General features: G+C 63.5%; 15 protein-coding genes and 1 pseudogene. 11 read left to right on the top strand and 5 right to left on the bottom strand.

The window, feature by feature from the left end:
- The first annotated feature begins 108 nt into the window (after positions 1 to 108).
- Entirely contained in the window at positions 109 to 759 is a 651-nt protein-coding gene (locus tag CTP10_RS23720) for a GntR family transcriptional regulator (RefSeq protein ID WP_233528259.1), read from the top strand.
- Here the strand turns inward: CTP10_RS23720 and CTP10_RS23715 are convergent, their stop codons facing one another.
- Together CTP10_RS23715 and CTP10_RS23710 are read right to left on the bottom strand one after the other, a co-directional pair.
- Positions 760 to 1590, bottom strand: a complete 831-nt coding sequence (locus CTP10_RS23715; RefSeq protein ID WP_116321700.1) for an alpha/beta fold hydrolase — start codon at positions 1588 to 1590, stop codon at positions 760 to 762. It abuts the gene before it with no gap.
- Positions 1591 to 1600: 10 nt separating this feature from the next.
- Complete coding sequence (locus tag CTP10_RS23710) at positions 1601 to 2857, bottom strand: MFS transporter (RefSeq protein ID WP_116321699.1); 1257 nt, start codon at positions 2855 to 2857, stop codon at positions 1601 to 1603.
- A 96-nt stretch (positions 2858 to 2953) separates the two neighbouring features.
- On the opposite strand from CTP10_RS23710, the gene CTP10_RS23705 reads away from it, so the two are divergent.
- The 7 genes and pseudogenes from CTP10_RS23705 to CTP10_RS23675 all read left to right on the top strand — a co-directional run bounded on the left by CTP10_RS23705 (position 2954) and on the right by CTP10_RS23675 (position 8464).
- Positions 2954 to 4996, top strand: coding sequence for a transcriptional regulator (locus CTP10_RS23705; RefSeq protein WP_233528258.1), 2043 nt, complete (start codon positions 2954 to 2956; stop codon positions 4994 to 4996).
- 153 nt (positions 4997 to 5149) lie between these two features.
- Positions 5150 to 5293, top strand: coding sequence for a hypothetical protein (locus CTP10_RS23700; protein WP_233528257.1), 144 nt, complete (start codon positions 5150 to 5152; stop codon positions 5291 to 5293).
- 129 nt (positions 5294 to 5422) lie between these two features.
- Positions 5423 to 5758, top strand: coding sequence for a hypothetical protein (locus CTP10_RS23695; protein ID WP_116321697.1), 336 nt, complete (start codon positions 5423 to 5425; stop codon positions 5756 to 5758).
- Positions 5759 to 5818: 60 nt separating this feature from the next.
- Positions 5819 to 6406 carry a hypothetical protein gene (locus CTP10_RS23690; RefSeq protein ID WP_116321696.1) on the top strand — a complete coding sequence of 196 codons (588 nt, stop codon included), beginning with the start codon at positions 5819 to 5821 and terminating at the stop codon, positions 6404 to 6406.
- Positions 6407 to 6676: 270 nt separating this feature from the next.
- Entirely contained in the window at positions 6677 to 7669 is a 993-nt protein-coding gene (locus CTP10_RS23685; RefSeq protein WP_116321695.1) for a Bug family tripartite tricarboxylate transporter substrate binding protein, read from the top strand.
- A gap of 61 nt (positions 7670 to 7730) precedes the next feature.
- Positions 7731 to 8213: pseudogene (locus tag CTP10_RS23680) on the top strand (zinc-binding dehydrogenase); the annotation flags it as partial.
- Positions 8214 to 8299: 86 nt separating this feature from the next.
- The gene (locus CTP10_RS23675) at positions 8300 to 8464 is read left to right on the top strand and encodes a hypothetical protein (RefSeq protein ID WP_233528256.1); all 165 of its coding nucleotides are present in this window, start codon (positions 8300 to 8302) and stop codon (positions 8462 to 8464) included.
- A 7-nt stretch (positions 8465 to 8471) separates the two neighbouring features.
- Here the strand turns inward: CTP10_RS23675 and CTP10_RS23670 are convergent, their stop codons facing one another.
- A complete protein-coding gene (locus CTP10_RS23670; RefSeq protein WP_116321694.1) occupies positions 8472 to 9062 on the bottom strand; it encodes an RBBP9/YdeN family alpha/beta hydrolase in 591 nt (196 codons plus the stop codon).
- A 9-nt stretch (positions 9063 to 9071) separates the two neighbouring features.
- The gene (locus CTP10_RS23665) at positions 9072 to 9983 is read right to left on the bottom strand and encodes a TauD/TfdA dioxygenase family protein (protein WP_116321693.1); all 912 of its coding nucleotides are present in this window, start codon (positions 9981 to 9983) and stop codon (positions 9072 to 9074) included.
- A gap of 123 nt (positions 9984 to 10106) precedes the next feature.
- Here CTP10_RS23665 and CTP10_RS23660 point away from each other — a divergent pair, with 123 nt between their 5' ends.
- The 3 genes from CTP10_RS23660 to CTP10_RS23650 all read left to right on the top strand — a co-directional run bounded on the left by CTP10_RS23660 (position 10107) and on the right by CTP10_RS23650 (position 12789).
- Entirely contained in the window at positions 10107 to 11150 is a 1044-nt protein-coding gene (locus CTP10_RS23660) for an AraC family transcriptional regulator (protein ID WP_116321692.1), read from the top strand.
- Between the two features lie 184 nt (positions 11151 to 11334).
- Positions 11335 to 12072 (top strand): GntR family transcriptional regulator, encoded by a 738-nt coding sequence (locus tag CTP10_RS23655; protein WP_233528255.1) that lies wholly within the window; start codon positions 11335 to 11337, stop codon positions 12070 to 12072.
- 324 nt (positions 12073 to 12396) lie between these two features.
- Positions 12397 to 12789, top strand: a complete 393-nt coding sequence (locus tag CTP10_RS23650; protein WP_147316248.1) for a hypothetical protein — start codon at positions 12397 to 12399, stop codon at positions 12787 to 12789.
- A gap of 408 nt (positions 12790 to 13197) precedes the next feature.
- Here the strand turns inward: CTP10_RS23650 and CTP10_RS23645 are convergent, their stop codons facing one another.
- Positions 13198 to 13488: a helix-turn-helix domain-containing protein gene (locus tag CTP10_RS23645; protein ID WP_116321690.1), complete on the bottom strand. Its 291-nt coding sequence runs from the start codon at positions 13486 to 13488 to the stop codon at positions 13198 to 13200.
- Positions 13489 to 13705 lie beyond the last annotated feature (217 nt).

Below are 13705 nucleotides of genomic sequence, written 5' to 3'. Positions count from 1 at the left end.
TCCACGGTCCGCTGCAACAATCCGGATGGTTCCGGAGTGCGATGCACGCTGGCAACTGACGAGCCCAGGCCACGCGCTCGCCATGCGCTGATCTGCAATTCTTCCAGGTTGTCCGAGCGCTACGAGCGCATCTACGCCGAGCAGCAGCGGATGTTGCGCAAGGGCAGGATCGATAATGCCGACATTACCGCCTGGCGTGCCCGGCGCGATGCCTGCGAGTCGGCACGCTGCCTGGAAGGCCTTTTTGCCAGGTTCTGGCGGGAACGGGACTCGATGAAAAGTGCCTCAGGGGCGCCTGCCTCTACGTCTACGCCGCCCACGGCCAAAGTCCAGACTAGCCCCACCATCCAGGCGCCGGCAGCCGCGCTGCCGAGCCCCGCGCTCGCCGCCGTACCGGACGGGACGCCGGCGACCGCATTGCCTGCGCCGCAAGCCGTCCAGGAACCCGAGCAAGAACCGGTGGCCCTCACACAGCCGCTTGCCGCCGCCGCGCCAGCGCCGGCAGACCCTGGAGCGGAATCGCTGCCGTACATCGAAACCTTCAACAGCAGCCCCGCCAGGTCCTACCCGGCCGCGCTGACCGCGGAGAGCGTGCTTTCCGGGCTGGCCGTGCTGGGCATGGGGGCGGGGTTTCTGTGGACGCGGCGAGCGGCTGGCGCAGGGCATGGTTGGCGCCGCGGCGTCCCGGCGGCCATCGCCATCGTCTTCAGCTTGCTGTTGGTGAATGCGCTGCTGCTGCCGTTTACGCTCGCCTTGTAATCATCGCAGGTGGCGCGCAAGGAATTCGCCGATCACCGGATTGACCACCTCCGGATGCGTCAACGGGCCCATATGCCCGAGTTGCGCGAACTCCACCACTTCCACGTGCGGCAACGCGGCCGTCAGCAGCCGCGCCACTGCATGCGCCGACGGCGGCGAGCGCTTGCCGAGCAGATAGAGCACCGGTACGTCGAGGGATCGGAATGCCTGCAGCGGCGTGGGCTCCGTGAACAGCGCATGCGCCCACCGGCGGACATTCTTCACCGATGCGGCGATTGGCGGCTTGCGTTGTCCGGGTGTCTGCCGCCACGCTCCCGTTCCCATCCAGTAGTCGATAAAGTGCTCGGCAGCCGCGTCCTCGTTGCCTGCATCGAGCGCGGCAGCCGCATCGGCGACGGTATGGCGAATGCCATCGGCGTCATTCGGCGCGGACTGCTGCGCATCGATCAGCGAAAACAGCGTTGGCTCGTAAAGCGCCAGGGCACCCACGCGGCCGGGTTGCGCCAGCGTGGCGACCAGTGCCAGCGCAGCGCCATACGAATGCCCCACCATTGCCAGCGATGCGCCAGCCTTGCCGAGCACCGGCTCTATCAGCGCCACCTCATCGCGCAGCGAAATCACCCGGTCCGACGGCCAGCGCGGACCCTGGCCGGCGTCATAGGAATCGGGCGCCAGTACGTGGAACCTCGGTGCGAGGTGCTCCATCAGCGCACGCCATTGACCGGAGGTGCTCGCATTCGCATGGAAGCAGACGACGCCGGGTCCGGTGCCCGCCTCGCGGAAGAAGGGCTGCGCCGGCGCAGCGAAGGATGTCGAGTGAAATGAACGCATGGCAGTCTCCTCAGGTGGGTTGGGCCTGTCCCGCAGCGAGGGGCAGGGGGCGTGCCTCGCGGATCGGCAGGTGCAGCAAGGCGGCAAGCAGGCAAAGCGCGATGTCGGCCTGCCACATCCAGTCGTAGCTGCCGGTCACCTCGAACGCCTTGCCACCAAGCCAGGCGCCGAGAAATCCACCAAGCTGGTGCGACAGCATGACGACGCCGAACAGCGTGGCCAGGTAACGCGCGCCGCACAGTTTGGCGACCAGGCCGATGGTCGGCGGGACGGTCGACAGGTAGGTGAAACCGAGTCCGGCACCGAACAGGGCGAAGGTCAACGGCGTCTTCGGCGCCACGACGAACGCCATGATCAGCAGTGCCCGTGCGAAATAGAGGACGGCCAGCGCATATTTCATCGGCACGGTCTGGATGGCCTTGCCGATAAACAGGCTCCCCAGGATGTTGCACAGACCGATCAGCGACAGCGACCAGGCACTGACCGTGGCGGGCATTCCGCAAAGCGCGACCACGCCAGGCAGGTGCGTCGAGATGAATGCAACGTGGAAGCCACAAGCGAAGAAGCCCGCGTTGAGCAGCAAGAAGCCGGGATCTTGCAGTGCGCCGCGTAATGCCGAGCCCACCGTTGCCGAGCCCACCGTGCCACCGCCCGCAGCGCCTGCATGGGCGTTGGCGTGCGCCGGCGCCGTGCGGGTAATGACCCGGATCGCCGGGATCGCGGCCAGCCCCGCCGCGCCGAGCAGCACCAGGGCCGGCTGCCAGCCCGCGGTGCCAATCAGCAACTGCGTCAGCGGCAGGATCGTGAACTGGCCCACCGAGCCGCCCGCGTTGATGATGCCGCTCGCCAGGGCCCGGTGTGCCTCGGGAATCAGCCGGTTCGCTGCCGACATCAGCATGGCCGGACCGATCGCGCCAGCCCCGGCAGCGGCGGCCACGCCAATCAGCAGCATCAGCGTGATGGCGCTATCCGCGACCGGCGTGGCCGCGACCGCGATGGAAAACACCGTGGCGCCGGCAATCATCACCGGCCGCGGCCCCCAGCGGTCCGCGATCGCGCCCGCCACCGGCTGCGCCATGCCCCACATCAGCTGCGAGAGGCCGAAGGCCAGGCTGACGGTGGCATAGCCAACGCCGGTATGAGAGTTGAGTAAGCTGATGAAGAGCGGCAGCGACTGGCGCAGGCCCAGCCCCAGCGCGAAGACCGCTCCGGCCGCTAGCGCGATGGTCAGATGACTGCGGCTGCGCACATGCAAGGTGGTGTCCATGATCCAGTCTCCTTTCCGGTCTGTTCCAGGTCGTTCCAGTCCCGATCTTTGGCCGCGCGCGTGGTAGGTGGCGTGGTAGCCGGCGTGGAAATTCCCGTGGAATCGAACCTGCCGCCCGGAACCGGCATCCCGCCGGTGCAGATCCAGTTGCTTGGGCCGTTCCGCGTCCGGCGGCATGGCGTTGCGCTTTCGCTGCCGGCATCGAGGAAAGTCCGCGCGCTGCTCGCGTACCTGGCGCTTGCGCCGCGGCCGGTGCTGCGCAGCCAGCTCTGCGAACTGCTGTGGGATGTGCCCAACGATCCACGTGGCGAATTGCGCTGGTGCCTGAGCCGGATCCGCAAGCTCGTCGATTCCGACGCGCGGCAGCGGCTGCGCACCAGCGGCGAGACGATCTGGCTGGACCTGACTGACGGGTTTGTGGATGCGCTGGGGGTGGCGCAGGCCATGGAGGCAGGCGTCACGTCGCTGTCGCCAGAGCGGCAGCACGGCCTGGCGAAGCTGTTCGAAGGGGATTTCCTGGAAGGTCTCGACATTGCGCGCTGCCCGGCGTTCAGCGCGTGGCTCACCGCGCAACGGCGGCGTTTCCGGGCCTGCCAGACCGCGCTGCTGGAGCAGCTCGTGCAGGACGCTGCCGACGAAGAGACGTTTGGCTACCTCGACAAGTGGCGCGAGCTGGCGCCATTCGACCAGCAGGTGCACGCGTCTATCCTCGCCGCGCTCGCCCGGCAGGGTCGCATACGCGAAGGGGAAGAGCATGTCGCCGCCACCACCAGGCTGTTCGAGGCCGAAGGGCTGGACAGCCGGCCGATCCGCAATGCCTGGCGCTCGGCCATGGCCGGTTCGGCGGGCAGTGCGGCAGGCGGGGCAGGCGGCCGCACCTCGGTCGTCGAAGTGCTCGAAGTGGTCGAGGCCACCAGCGCCCCTGCGGCCACCGACGCCTCACCGGCAATTTCCCGGCACGGCTCCATTGCGGTGATGCCGTTCATCGATCCTTCCACCGCGGCGCTCGCGCACGGCGGCGCAGCCGATGCACTGGCGCACGACATCATCACGCGCCTGGCCAAGCTGCGCAGCCTGTTTGTCATCGCGCAGGGGACCGTGTTCGCGCTGCATGAGCGGCACGTCGGCGCGGAAGAAGCCGGCCGGACTCTGAATGTCGACTACGTCGTCGGCGGCACCGTCAGCATGCGGGAAGGGCGCCTGACGGTGACCGTCGAACTGGCCGAGACACGCAGCGCCCGGATCGTCTGGGCTGACACCTTCCACCACAAGCTGGACGACGCCTTCCTCGTGCTGGAAGAGGTCGGCAACCGCATCGTGGCCTCCATCGCCAGCGAGATCGAGACCCTGGAGCGAAACCGCGCCATCCTGAAACCACCGGGTTCGCTCGATGCGTGGGAGGCGTACCACTGCGGCCTTTGGCATATGTACCGGTATCGCCGGGCCGACAACGAGATGGCCCGGCATTTCTTCCAGACGGCACTGCGGCTTGACCCTACCTTTTCGCGCGCCTACGCCGGCCTGTCTTTCACGCATTTCCAGGACGCGTTCCAGAACTGGGAGAAGCGCGGACCGGAGATCGACAAAGCCTACGAAGCCGCGGTGCAGGGCATGATGGCGGATGACCGCGACCCCGCGGTCCACTGGGCGATGGGTCGCGCGCTGTGGCTGCGGGGCAATCCCGAAGAGTCCGTCGGCGAGCTGGAGCAATCCATCGACCTGAGCCCCAACTTTGCGCTGGGGCATTACAACCTGTCGTTCGTCCGCTCGATTTCCGGCGACCCGCAGGCGGCCATCGATGCGTCGGACCTGTCGCGCCAGCTGAGTCCGTTCGACCCGATGCTGTTCGGCATGCTGGCGACGCGGGCGATGGCGCTGGTCCGACTCGGACAGTTCGAGGAAGCCGCTGGCTGGGCCGTCAAGGCCGCCGCGCGCCCCAACGTGTTCCCGCATATCCACGCGATTGCCGCCTGCACGCTGGCGCTGGCCAACTCGCTGGAGCAGGCGCGTTCCCAGGCTGCGGCGATCTACCGGATCGCCCCGCGCTACACGCTTGACGAATTCCTGCTGACATTCCCGTTCGATGCGGATGGCGAGGCGCTGTTCCGGGAAGGGGCGCGGCGCATCGGGTTCCGGTGAGCGACACCAAAAGACTGCGTCGCAACATGTGCAGTGCCGGCCCCTTGGGCGCGGTAGTCAAGCGACCTATGATCGCAGCCACGACGGGCGCAAGCGCCTTCAGCAGGGTTTCATGCGGCTCACTTAGGCAAAGACCTTCCGTGTGCTATGGTTTTGTATGACCTTTTCGGACAGGGCGCCAGCGCGCGGCTGGCAGCACAGACGCTGCCGGCCCGCCAATTGCTGCGCCTGCAACAGATCGAAAGCGGCGCGATGACGATCGGCTTCGACGCGCCGGGCGCACAGCCGCCGCGCTGACGGGGGCAGACAAACATGCTGACCGGCATCACACACGATGAAGCCTGTGACGCATCCTTCGAGGCGCTCCTGATGGCGTAGCACACCGGACCTTGACCGCGTACATCACTGGAAATGGAGGGTGTCACCATGAAGCTCAAGCGAATCGCCCTGATAGCCGCTGCCACCCTGACGCTGGTGGGCTGCACCTACTACGGCTACCCACCCCCTGCGGGCGCACCTGCCAGCTACGACCGTTCGTTCTATGCGGCCGCGGATGCCATGCGGGACCAGGGCCTGGTCATCACCAGTCAGGACGCGATGGCTGGCACTGTCGTCGGCAGGAAAGACAGCGATACCGTGACGGCCAGTGTCCGCCAGCAAGGCGACGGCAGCGTGCGGGTTGAGTTCAATTCCGCCAGCCCGCGCGATGGCGGCCTGCTCGATCGCGTTTCACGCAGCTATGACCGCCGCATGGGACGCTGAAGGGAAGCGCAGCTGGTGTCATGGCCGCGCAGCGCAAGGCAGAGCAAAAGGGGATACAGCATGAAAGGAACAACAGTACTGGCTGCAGCAGTGATGATGGTGGCTACCGCTTCCGCCTGGGCACAGCCTGAAACGCGCGTGGATGTCACGCAATCGGCAGGCCAGGCGACTGCCACCGGCACGGCGAAAATGACCGCCAAGATCGTCAAGATCGATGCGCCGACGCGAACGGTCTCGCTGAAATCCGGCGACGGCAAGGTCGTGGATATCGTCGTAGGCCCGGAGGCCAGGAACTTCGAGCAGCTCAAGGTAGGCGACACCGTCACGATCGAGTACAGGGAGGCCCTGACCATGAGCCTCAAGAAGGGCAGCGGGCCCCTTGCGATGAATGAGCGCGAGATCTCGGACCGTGCCGCGCCGGGTGCGAAGCCGGGCGGTACGGTCGGCCGCGAAGTGACCGTCACTGCCGACGTCGTCGCGGTCAACACCAGCGCCAAGACCGTCACGCTGAAGGGACCAAAGGGTCGCACCGTGGATCTGGTGGTTGACGATCCGGAGCGGCTCAAAGGCATCAAGAAGGGTGACAGGGTCGAGGCGGTCTATACCGAGGCCATCGCCGTGTCCGTACAGCCAGCTACAGGCAAGTAGCGGAGCAGTCCATCCGGGGGTCCGCCACCGCGTTGGCGGACCCCGGCAATCCCCACCTGTTGCGATCCATTTCGGGCCTGGCTCGAATTGAATCCGGTCGTCTCATCAGCCTAAATAATTTATGTCGACAATAAAAAATGCGACTGCTATGATCAATCGCACGATCGCCTGAGTCGTCAGGAATCCTCGCCGTTGCAGCAGTGGCCTGGTGAGGCGGGCAGCACAACTGCGCACCGGGCGAATGACTAGAAAAGATGGGGACAGACAACGATGTCATTACTCAGAAAGCGGCTTGCCCTCACGCTATGCGCGGAGGCCATCGTCGGCTTGTGCGCGGTACGTCCGGTTCAGGCGCAGGAAAACTGGCCTGTGCGCCCGATCCAGATGATCGTGCCGTCATCTCCCGGATCCGGAACCGATGCGCTGGCGCGCGTCATGGCGCAACGCCTTTCGGAATCGCTGAAGCAGCCTGTGGTGGTGGAGAACCGGCCGGGTGGCAGTGGGGTGATCGGCACCAATGCCGCCCTCAAGGCGGCACCGGATGGCTATACGATCCTCTACACGACGGCATCCAACATGGTGGTTGCGCCGGCAGTCATCAAGTCTATTTCCCCGGAGTCCAGGAAGAGCCTCGTGCCGATCGCGCAGACTGCGGTGGGTGGCGTGTTGCTGCTGGTCAGCCCGGATCTGCCGGTGAACGACTTGCCTGGACTGATCGAGTACGTGAAGGCGCATCCGGACAAAATAAGCTACGGCAGCTGGGGCACCGGTTCGTCCGCGCACCTGACGATGGAGTGGCTGAAGAAGCAGACCGGCATGAAGACGGAGCACGTTGCTTACCGGACTACCACCCAACTGCTCACCGAGCTTTCCTCGGGGGTGCTGAAGATCGGCTGGACCGATCCCAGCGTGGCGGTTCCATTCCTGCGATCCGGCAAGGTACGTGGCATTGCGATCGTGGGCAACGTGCGCTCGCCCCAGCTTGCCAACGTCAAGACGATGAGCGAGCAGGGCTACAAGTTCGGCACGGTGGGATGGTTCGGCATGTTCGCGCCGGCAGGGACCAGTCCGGCAATCGTGAAGCGCCTGTCCGACGAGGTCAACAAGGTGCAGGGATCGCCCGAGATTGCGGCGTTGATGAACAAGCTCAACTTCGAGCCGGCTCCGGTAAAGTCCTCCGCGCAGCTGGGCGAGATCGTCCAGAACGACCTGCGGGTCTGGACGAAGATCGCCAGCGACGCAGCCATCCGGGTCGAAGAATAAGAAGCCCCGCACCCCTCGCCTGGTCACGCAGTTTCCTGCCGGCGCCATCCGCCTGCCCGGCCTCGGGCTGAAAGTGATCGGCACGGTTTCGACCGACGCCAAGGCCGAAGTGGCGCGCGCCCATGGCTGCGATCACACCATCAACTACAGCCACGAGGACGTGGCCAGCCGCGTGCGGGAACTGACGGACGGAGCAGGGGTGTCGGTGGTCTTCGACAGCGTGGGCAAGGCCACGTTCATGTCCTCGCTGGACTCCCTCAAGCGCCGCGGCCTGCTGGTCTGCGTTGGTACCGCCTCCGGCAAGATCCCGCCGTTCGATCCGCAAATCCTTGCCCGCAAGGGTTCGCTGTACCTGACTCGACCGGGCCTGGCGGACTACATCGCCGATCCCGCCGAAAAGGCGGAACTGGTCGATGAGTTGTTCGGGCACGTCGCGGCAGGCCGCATCCACATCGGGATCAACCAGCGCTACGCCCTGGAAGACGCCGTGCAGGCACATCGGGACCTGGAGGCGCGAAAGACCACCGGCTCCTCATTTTCGTGACCTGAGTATCCGCCACGCCCGCGGAATTCGCGGGCTTCAGGTCGCGCCCGGATGTCGATCCTGCCGTCCAGCAAAAGATCCGCGAGGTGACGCTGGCTTATTTCAGGCAGCCAGCGGTGCAGAATCGCGTCAGGGACATGGGCATGGAGCAGGGGAGTGCCGCCACCACGGAAGACATGATGGCGGACTTGAAGCAGGCCTATCAACAACAGTCCGCGCTACTGAAATCCATCAATTTCCAGCCGGACTGATCTCAGATTATCCGCGGGCCGTCGCCGGGATATTCGCTTGCGAAAGCTCGCGAATGAACGCTTCGGCCTGCGGCCACTCGCCATAGCCCGAGGCAGGATTCAGATGCCCGACCTCGCCAAGCTCGACAAGGCGGCTTCCCCACGACTGCGCCAGCTCGCGGGCGCGATCCAGGCGCGTCAGGGGATCGTTGCTGCTTGCCGCAACAATGCTGGGAAACGGCAACGGGCCGCGAGGAATCGGCAGCCAGCCCTGGGCGCCCAGTGTCTCGGTCGTCGGATAGCCTGCCGGCATGGGCGTCTCGAGGTCCGCGGGCGCCGCCAGCAATGCGCCGAGAATCTCGCGTGTGGCGCCTCGCGCAGCCCAATGGGCGACCATCATCGCGCCCGCGCTGTGCGCGACGATGATGACCGGCCCGTCGATGGTGGCCAGGGCGCGGTCGATTGCCTCGACCCGGGCTGCGCAGCTCAGCTTGTCCTGCTCAAGCGGGGCGACGCTGACGACGCGAGGCAGCTTTGCGGCCAGCAGCGTCTGCCAGTGTTCCGGCACGTGGTCACGCAGGCCAGGGACGATAAGAACGGTTGGTGTCGTAGCGGTCATGTCGATCTTTCAGTAAGGTTGATCACCAACGATGGCGGCTCGCTCCATCTTTCGGTGGCACGGGGGATAGTCCATCACTGCATAGTGCTGGGTTGAACGGTTGTCCCAGAACGCGACGCTGTTTCTCTTCCAACGAAATCGCACCTGGTATTCGGGGATGCTGGCCTGGCTGACCAGATAGTTGAGCAGGTGGCTTGCACCTGGCGCCTTATCCAGCCCGAAGCGCACGTTCGCCGGCACATTGAAGTTGGTGAAATGCGTCGTAAAGCTTCCATTGACGAACAGCACTTTCTCCCCGGTTTCGGGATGGATGCGCACAACGGGGTGCTCGGCGTCCGGGTACCGGGCCTTCAGCGCAAGACGCTTTTCAATCGGCATCGCGGCGCCGAAGCTCGCCTCGATGCTGTGCCGCGCACGCAATGGGGCGATCTTTGCCTTGATATCCTCGGGCAACTGGTTGTATGCCTCGACCATGTTGACCCACATCGTGTCGCCGCCCACGGGCGGGCATTCGATACAGCGCAGCACGCAGCCCAGTGGCGGCTGGTCGCGCCAGGTGGCATCGGTATGCCAGGAATTCTCATTGCGTTCGGGAGGACTGTCCGGGGTCTTGTAGATCTGGACCAGTCCCGGGTAGTCGGGATGGCTGCCTACCACCGGATGGTCCTCCAGTTCGCCGAAGCGGCGCGCAAAGGCCACATGCTCTGCGCGCGTGATGTCCTGGTCGCGGAAGAACAACACGCGATGCTTGAGTAACAGTGCCCGGATCTCCGCCATCTGCTGGTCGTCCTCGGCAGCCGCGCCAAGGTGGACGTTGCCGAGTTCGGCGCCGATCGTGCAAGTGATTGGCTCGACCCGGATGGAATTCCCAAGCGAGGTGGCGCGGACCACTGCGGGTGCCGCTTCGAGGCGTTGGATCATGAGCGTTGTCTCCTTCGTCGAGCTGGTCGATCGCCTTGGAGTTTGGACGCCACGGGTTTCTCCCGCTTGACAGTACATGACAGGCTTTTATCATTCCATGTCACTGTTTTACTCGCCCCTGCAATGTCGTCACTGGTCCGCGCCGCGGCCCTCACCAACTACAGCGAGGTCGCCCTGGCTGCCGGACTGGACCCGGTGCGAATGCTCCTTGACGCCGGCTTGAGTCCTAGCGTTCTGCGCGATCCGGACCTCATGATTCCGGTGGAGCGTGTCGGACGACTGCTGCACGCCTCCGCAACCCTGTCAGGAAACGAGAGCTTCGGGCTATGCATGGCCGAGTCGCGCCTGTTGTCCAATCTCGGGCCGGTAGGACTGCTGATCCGCGACCAGGCGACCCTGCGCGATTCGCTGCGCATCCTGATGCGCTATCAAGCCTTGCTCAACAGTGCGCTCTCGCTGGCGGTCGAGGAATGCGACGGACTGGTGATCATTCGCGAGGCGGTCATCGCCGGCAATGCACACCAGCCCACACGCCAACGGGTGGAACTCGCACTCGGGGTCATCGTGCGGTTGATACGCCAACTGCTCAACCCCGACTGGGTGCCGCGGCGCGTCTGCTTTGAACATCCGGCGCCACGCGACCTCAGTACGCACCAACGGTTTTTCGGGCCTTGCGTAGAGTTCGACCATGAATTCAACTGCATCATCTGCCCCAAGGCCGATCTCGATGCCCGCAATTCCTCCGCCGATCCTGCCATGGCGCGCTATGCGCAACAGTTGGTAGATGCTTCCGCCATTTGCCGGCAGGTGACAATGCTCGAAGACGTGCGGCGCATCATCCTGTTGCTGCTGCCCGGCGGGCGCTGCACCATCGAACAGGTGGCGGACCATCTGGGCGTGGTGTGCCGAACGGTCCAACGCCGGCTTGCGGATGAAGGGCAGAGCTTTTCTTCGATCGTCAACGACGTCCGCATCGAACTCGCCGCGCGCCATGTCATCGAAAGCGATCGTCCCTTGACCGAAGTGGCGACCCTGCTCGGATTCTCCGCGCCAAGTGGATTCTCGCGCTGGTATCACGTGCAATTCGGCTGCAGCCCCAAGGAAAGCAGGGCGGCACGCGGTGCCGTGCGCCGGCAGGCCGCACCTCTGCCGGTGGACAACGCATAACGCTTCACGAAGCCATGCCAGGCACGGGTCCTGGTTGCCTCCAGCCGGTTGCGCGGTTTAATATTGTCGACAAAAACTGAACAACGTATATCGGAAGGATGCGCCGCGCATGGCTCGACTCAAGACTACCAACACGCCAGACCTGCAGTCGCTGCTTGCGCCGCAAACGCCGCAGAGTCCGGTCATGCTGGCGGTTGAGCAGGCGCTGATGCATGGGCGCGACTGGTCGGCATCGGTCGCTGATCAGATTGCAGTGCGGCTGGCGGGCCTGATCACGCTCGACGTAATCCACGCCGGCCAACGCCTGCTTGAAAATGACATTTGCGAGGTGCTGGAAGTCAGCCGCGCTCCTGTGCGCGAGGCCTTGCGCATCCTGGAGCGGGAGCGCCTGGTGGAGTTTCGCGCGCGGCGCGGCGCCATTGTCACCGAGCCCAACGCCCAGGATCTGCGCGATATCTACGTCGTGCGGGATGCGCTGTTTGAAATCCTGCTCAGGCAACTGGTGGAAGAGCGCGCGGACGCGCTGGACGCCTGGTTCGAAAAGTTCATGCCGCAGTTCAGCAAGGCCGTCGAAGAATCGGTAGACGCCTATATCAGCGTGACCTTCATCGCGAACATGGCCATGGCAGACCTGACGAGCAACCGGCTGGTCGGGGAACTGCTGAACTCCATCTCGCTGCGGGTCCTGCGCTATGTCCGGCTGGGGCTCGAATGCCATCCAGGCTCGCTGGAAAATTCCTTGAAGACCTGGCGTGCGCTGCAGCGTGCTGTCACCAGGCGAGACATCGATGCGGTCTTGCAGACCGCACACAAGCGCATCGCGAATTCCCGCGAAGCTGCTATCCGAGCCTTGTCATCATCCGGTGTTCAGAAGGACAAGGGTGGAATCCGCCGCGAGGCAGTGGCGGTCCAGGGTTTCTGAGTTCCGGGGACCACGGCGCATCTGTGTCTTTCATTTAACATAAGATAGATTATGCGAAGTGTTAGTGTTAGGCCCAAATAGTAATGTCGTACTTGAGCCAAATAGAAATGTCGTACCCCCTTGCCAAGGCTGGCATGCTGGCGGCTTTCCGTCTGTCCGAGACCGGACATCCCCGGACTAAGAACTTATCAAAAAGCGGAACCAAAGCCATAACAAATCTACGAGATGATGTTCGTTTCGTGACAACCAATGTTCAGGCGCCAATACATCCATGGGTTGCACCTATGCGCGTGTCTGATTTCTTGTGTTCGGACCTGTTCAGACGTGGTCAAAGTCGTCTCGGACAGCCGCGAACTGAATTTGCAGCAGCTTACAGAAGGAAAAGTGGAACAACTCGCCAGCCGAACGAAAAGTCAAACAGAACGCCGTGACTCGGAACAAAAGCCGTTACAAATGGTGCTCCGCTACTCTCGGTGGTGGCGGCAACTTTGCTACAAATGCCCGGAAACCCTTAGCTGGCGCGGATGTGGCGGTAACTTCCGTCATGAATCAACCAGTGCTGGGCGACGCCGGCGCGGCAACTTCCGCTATAAATGGCACTGTAAAGATATTTTTGATGCACTTCTCGCCTTCATGGGAAAGAAATCTTCTTTTCGAGCAAGGCTGCCGCAGTTTGCTGGGACTGAGTTTTGTAGCGGATCAGCGTGCCTAATTTGATCTTACGGACGCGGGTACTTGCCGCCAACGCTACGGTGGACCGGCTTCTATAAGCCTATCTTTTATCCCAGCATCCAATTCCGGTAGCGAAATTGGCTTTTCTGTTCAGTACGCCGTAGCTGCGCTCGACTTCGTTGTTCGCAGCGAGGATGGCCGAATCGGTCGTCCAGTGTTGTCACGACATGGGATGCCATACAGGGATCGCTTCTGAGCGTAGAAATTGCCGAGAGCACTTTCCAGGTTCGGAAGAGTCAAGCTCGATGACGTGATATTCATCAAGGAAGGACCTACGATCGTCGGAACTTACTTTTGCGGTGCGTCTCTTCCGGCAGCCTGTCCAGATTCGTTTCCGCCATGCTGCACGGCTCACCCAAAAAGTGACTCAAACGTCGCATAATCATCGTTATGTTAAACCGCCTTTTTGGTCGGAGGGCGGCCAAGACGCGGCTTCTGCGAGCGGCTGCGGCCGCTATGTTTGGCCGCCTCTTCCTCAGCCTGGCGGATCACATCCGAGGCCCGGACGCCCAGCGCGTCGCAGAGATCAAAGAAGGAAGCCATCCGCAAGCCTTTGCGGTGGTTTTCGACATTGGAGACGGAGGTCGGTGACATCAAGGCGAGATCAGCGACAACGAGCTGTGTGAGCCCTTTGTCTTCTCTGATTTTTCTCAGCACGTGGCTGAGCGCCTCGGTCCGGTCCATGCAGTCGCTCAAGTGATCTAGAGCGAATTTTCAGGCCCCAGTTGCACTGAAACTTCAACTAAAGTTAAAGTTCACCAACTTTATTTCTTCGGTCTGAACCGGATCGTCAGTGTTGCATCGGCCATAAGCTGGGCCAGCCCAGCGTCCCCGCAGCGTTGATTTCTTCCAACCTGGCGACCGCTCCGGCTCGGTTTTGCAAGATCCGCTGCCAAGCGGC

It is taken from the genome of Cupriavidus sp. P-10, from assembly GCF_003402535.2.
GTDB lineage: Bacteria > Pseudomonadota > Gammaproteobacteria > Burkholderiales > Burkholderiaceae > Cupriavidus.
Note: the sequence above shows the minus strand (reverse complement) of the source record. Positions and strands in the feature narration are given on the sequence as shown.

Bases quoted from the DNA above. Each gene is read 5' to 3' on its own strand.
- CTP10_RS23715 (WP_116321700.1), bottom strand. From the start codon at position 1,590: ATGCGTTCATTTCACTCGACATCCTTCGCTGCGCCGGCGCAGCCCTTC.
- CTP10_RS23710 (WP_116321699.1), bottom strand. From the start codon at position 2,857: ATGGACACCACCTTGCATGTGCGCAGCCGCAGTCATCTGACCATCGCG.
- CTP10_RS23695 (WP_116321697.1), top strand. From the start codon at position 5,423: ATGAAGCTCAAGCGAATCGCCCTGATAGCCGCTGCCACCCTGACGCTG.
- CTP10_RS23690 (WP_116321696.1), top strand. From the start codon at position 5,819: ATGAAAGGAACAACAGTACTGGCTGCAGCAGTGATGATGGTGGCTACC.
- CTP10_RS23685 (WP_116321695.1), top strand. From the start codon at position 6,677: ATGTCATTACTCAGAAAGCGGCTTGCCCTCACGCTATGCGCGGAGGCC.
- CTP10_RS23670 (WP_116321694.1), bottom strand. From the start codon at position 9,062: ATGACCGCTACGACACCAACCGTTCTTATCGTCCCTGGCCTGCGTGAC.
- CTP10_RS23665 (WP_116321693.1), bottom strand. From the start codon at position 9,983: ATGATCCAACGCCTCGAAGCGGCACCCGCAGTGGTCCGCGCCACCTCG.
- CTP10_RS23660 (WP_116321692.1), top strand. From the start codon at position 10,107: ATGTCGTCACTGGTCCGCGCCGCGGCCCTCACCAACTACAGCGAGGTC.
- CTP10_RS23655 (WP_233528255.1), top strand. From the start codon at position 11,335: ATGCTGGCGGTTGAGCAGGCGCTGATGCATGGGCGCGACTGGTCGGCA.
- CTP10_RS23645 (WP_116321690.1), bottom strand. From the start codon at position 13,488: ATGGACCGGACCGAGGCGCTCAGCCACGTGCTGAGAAAAATCAGAGAA.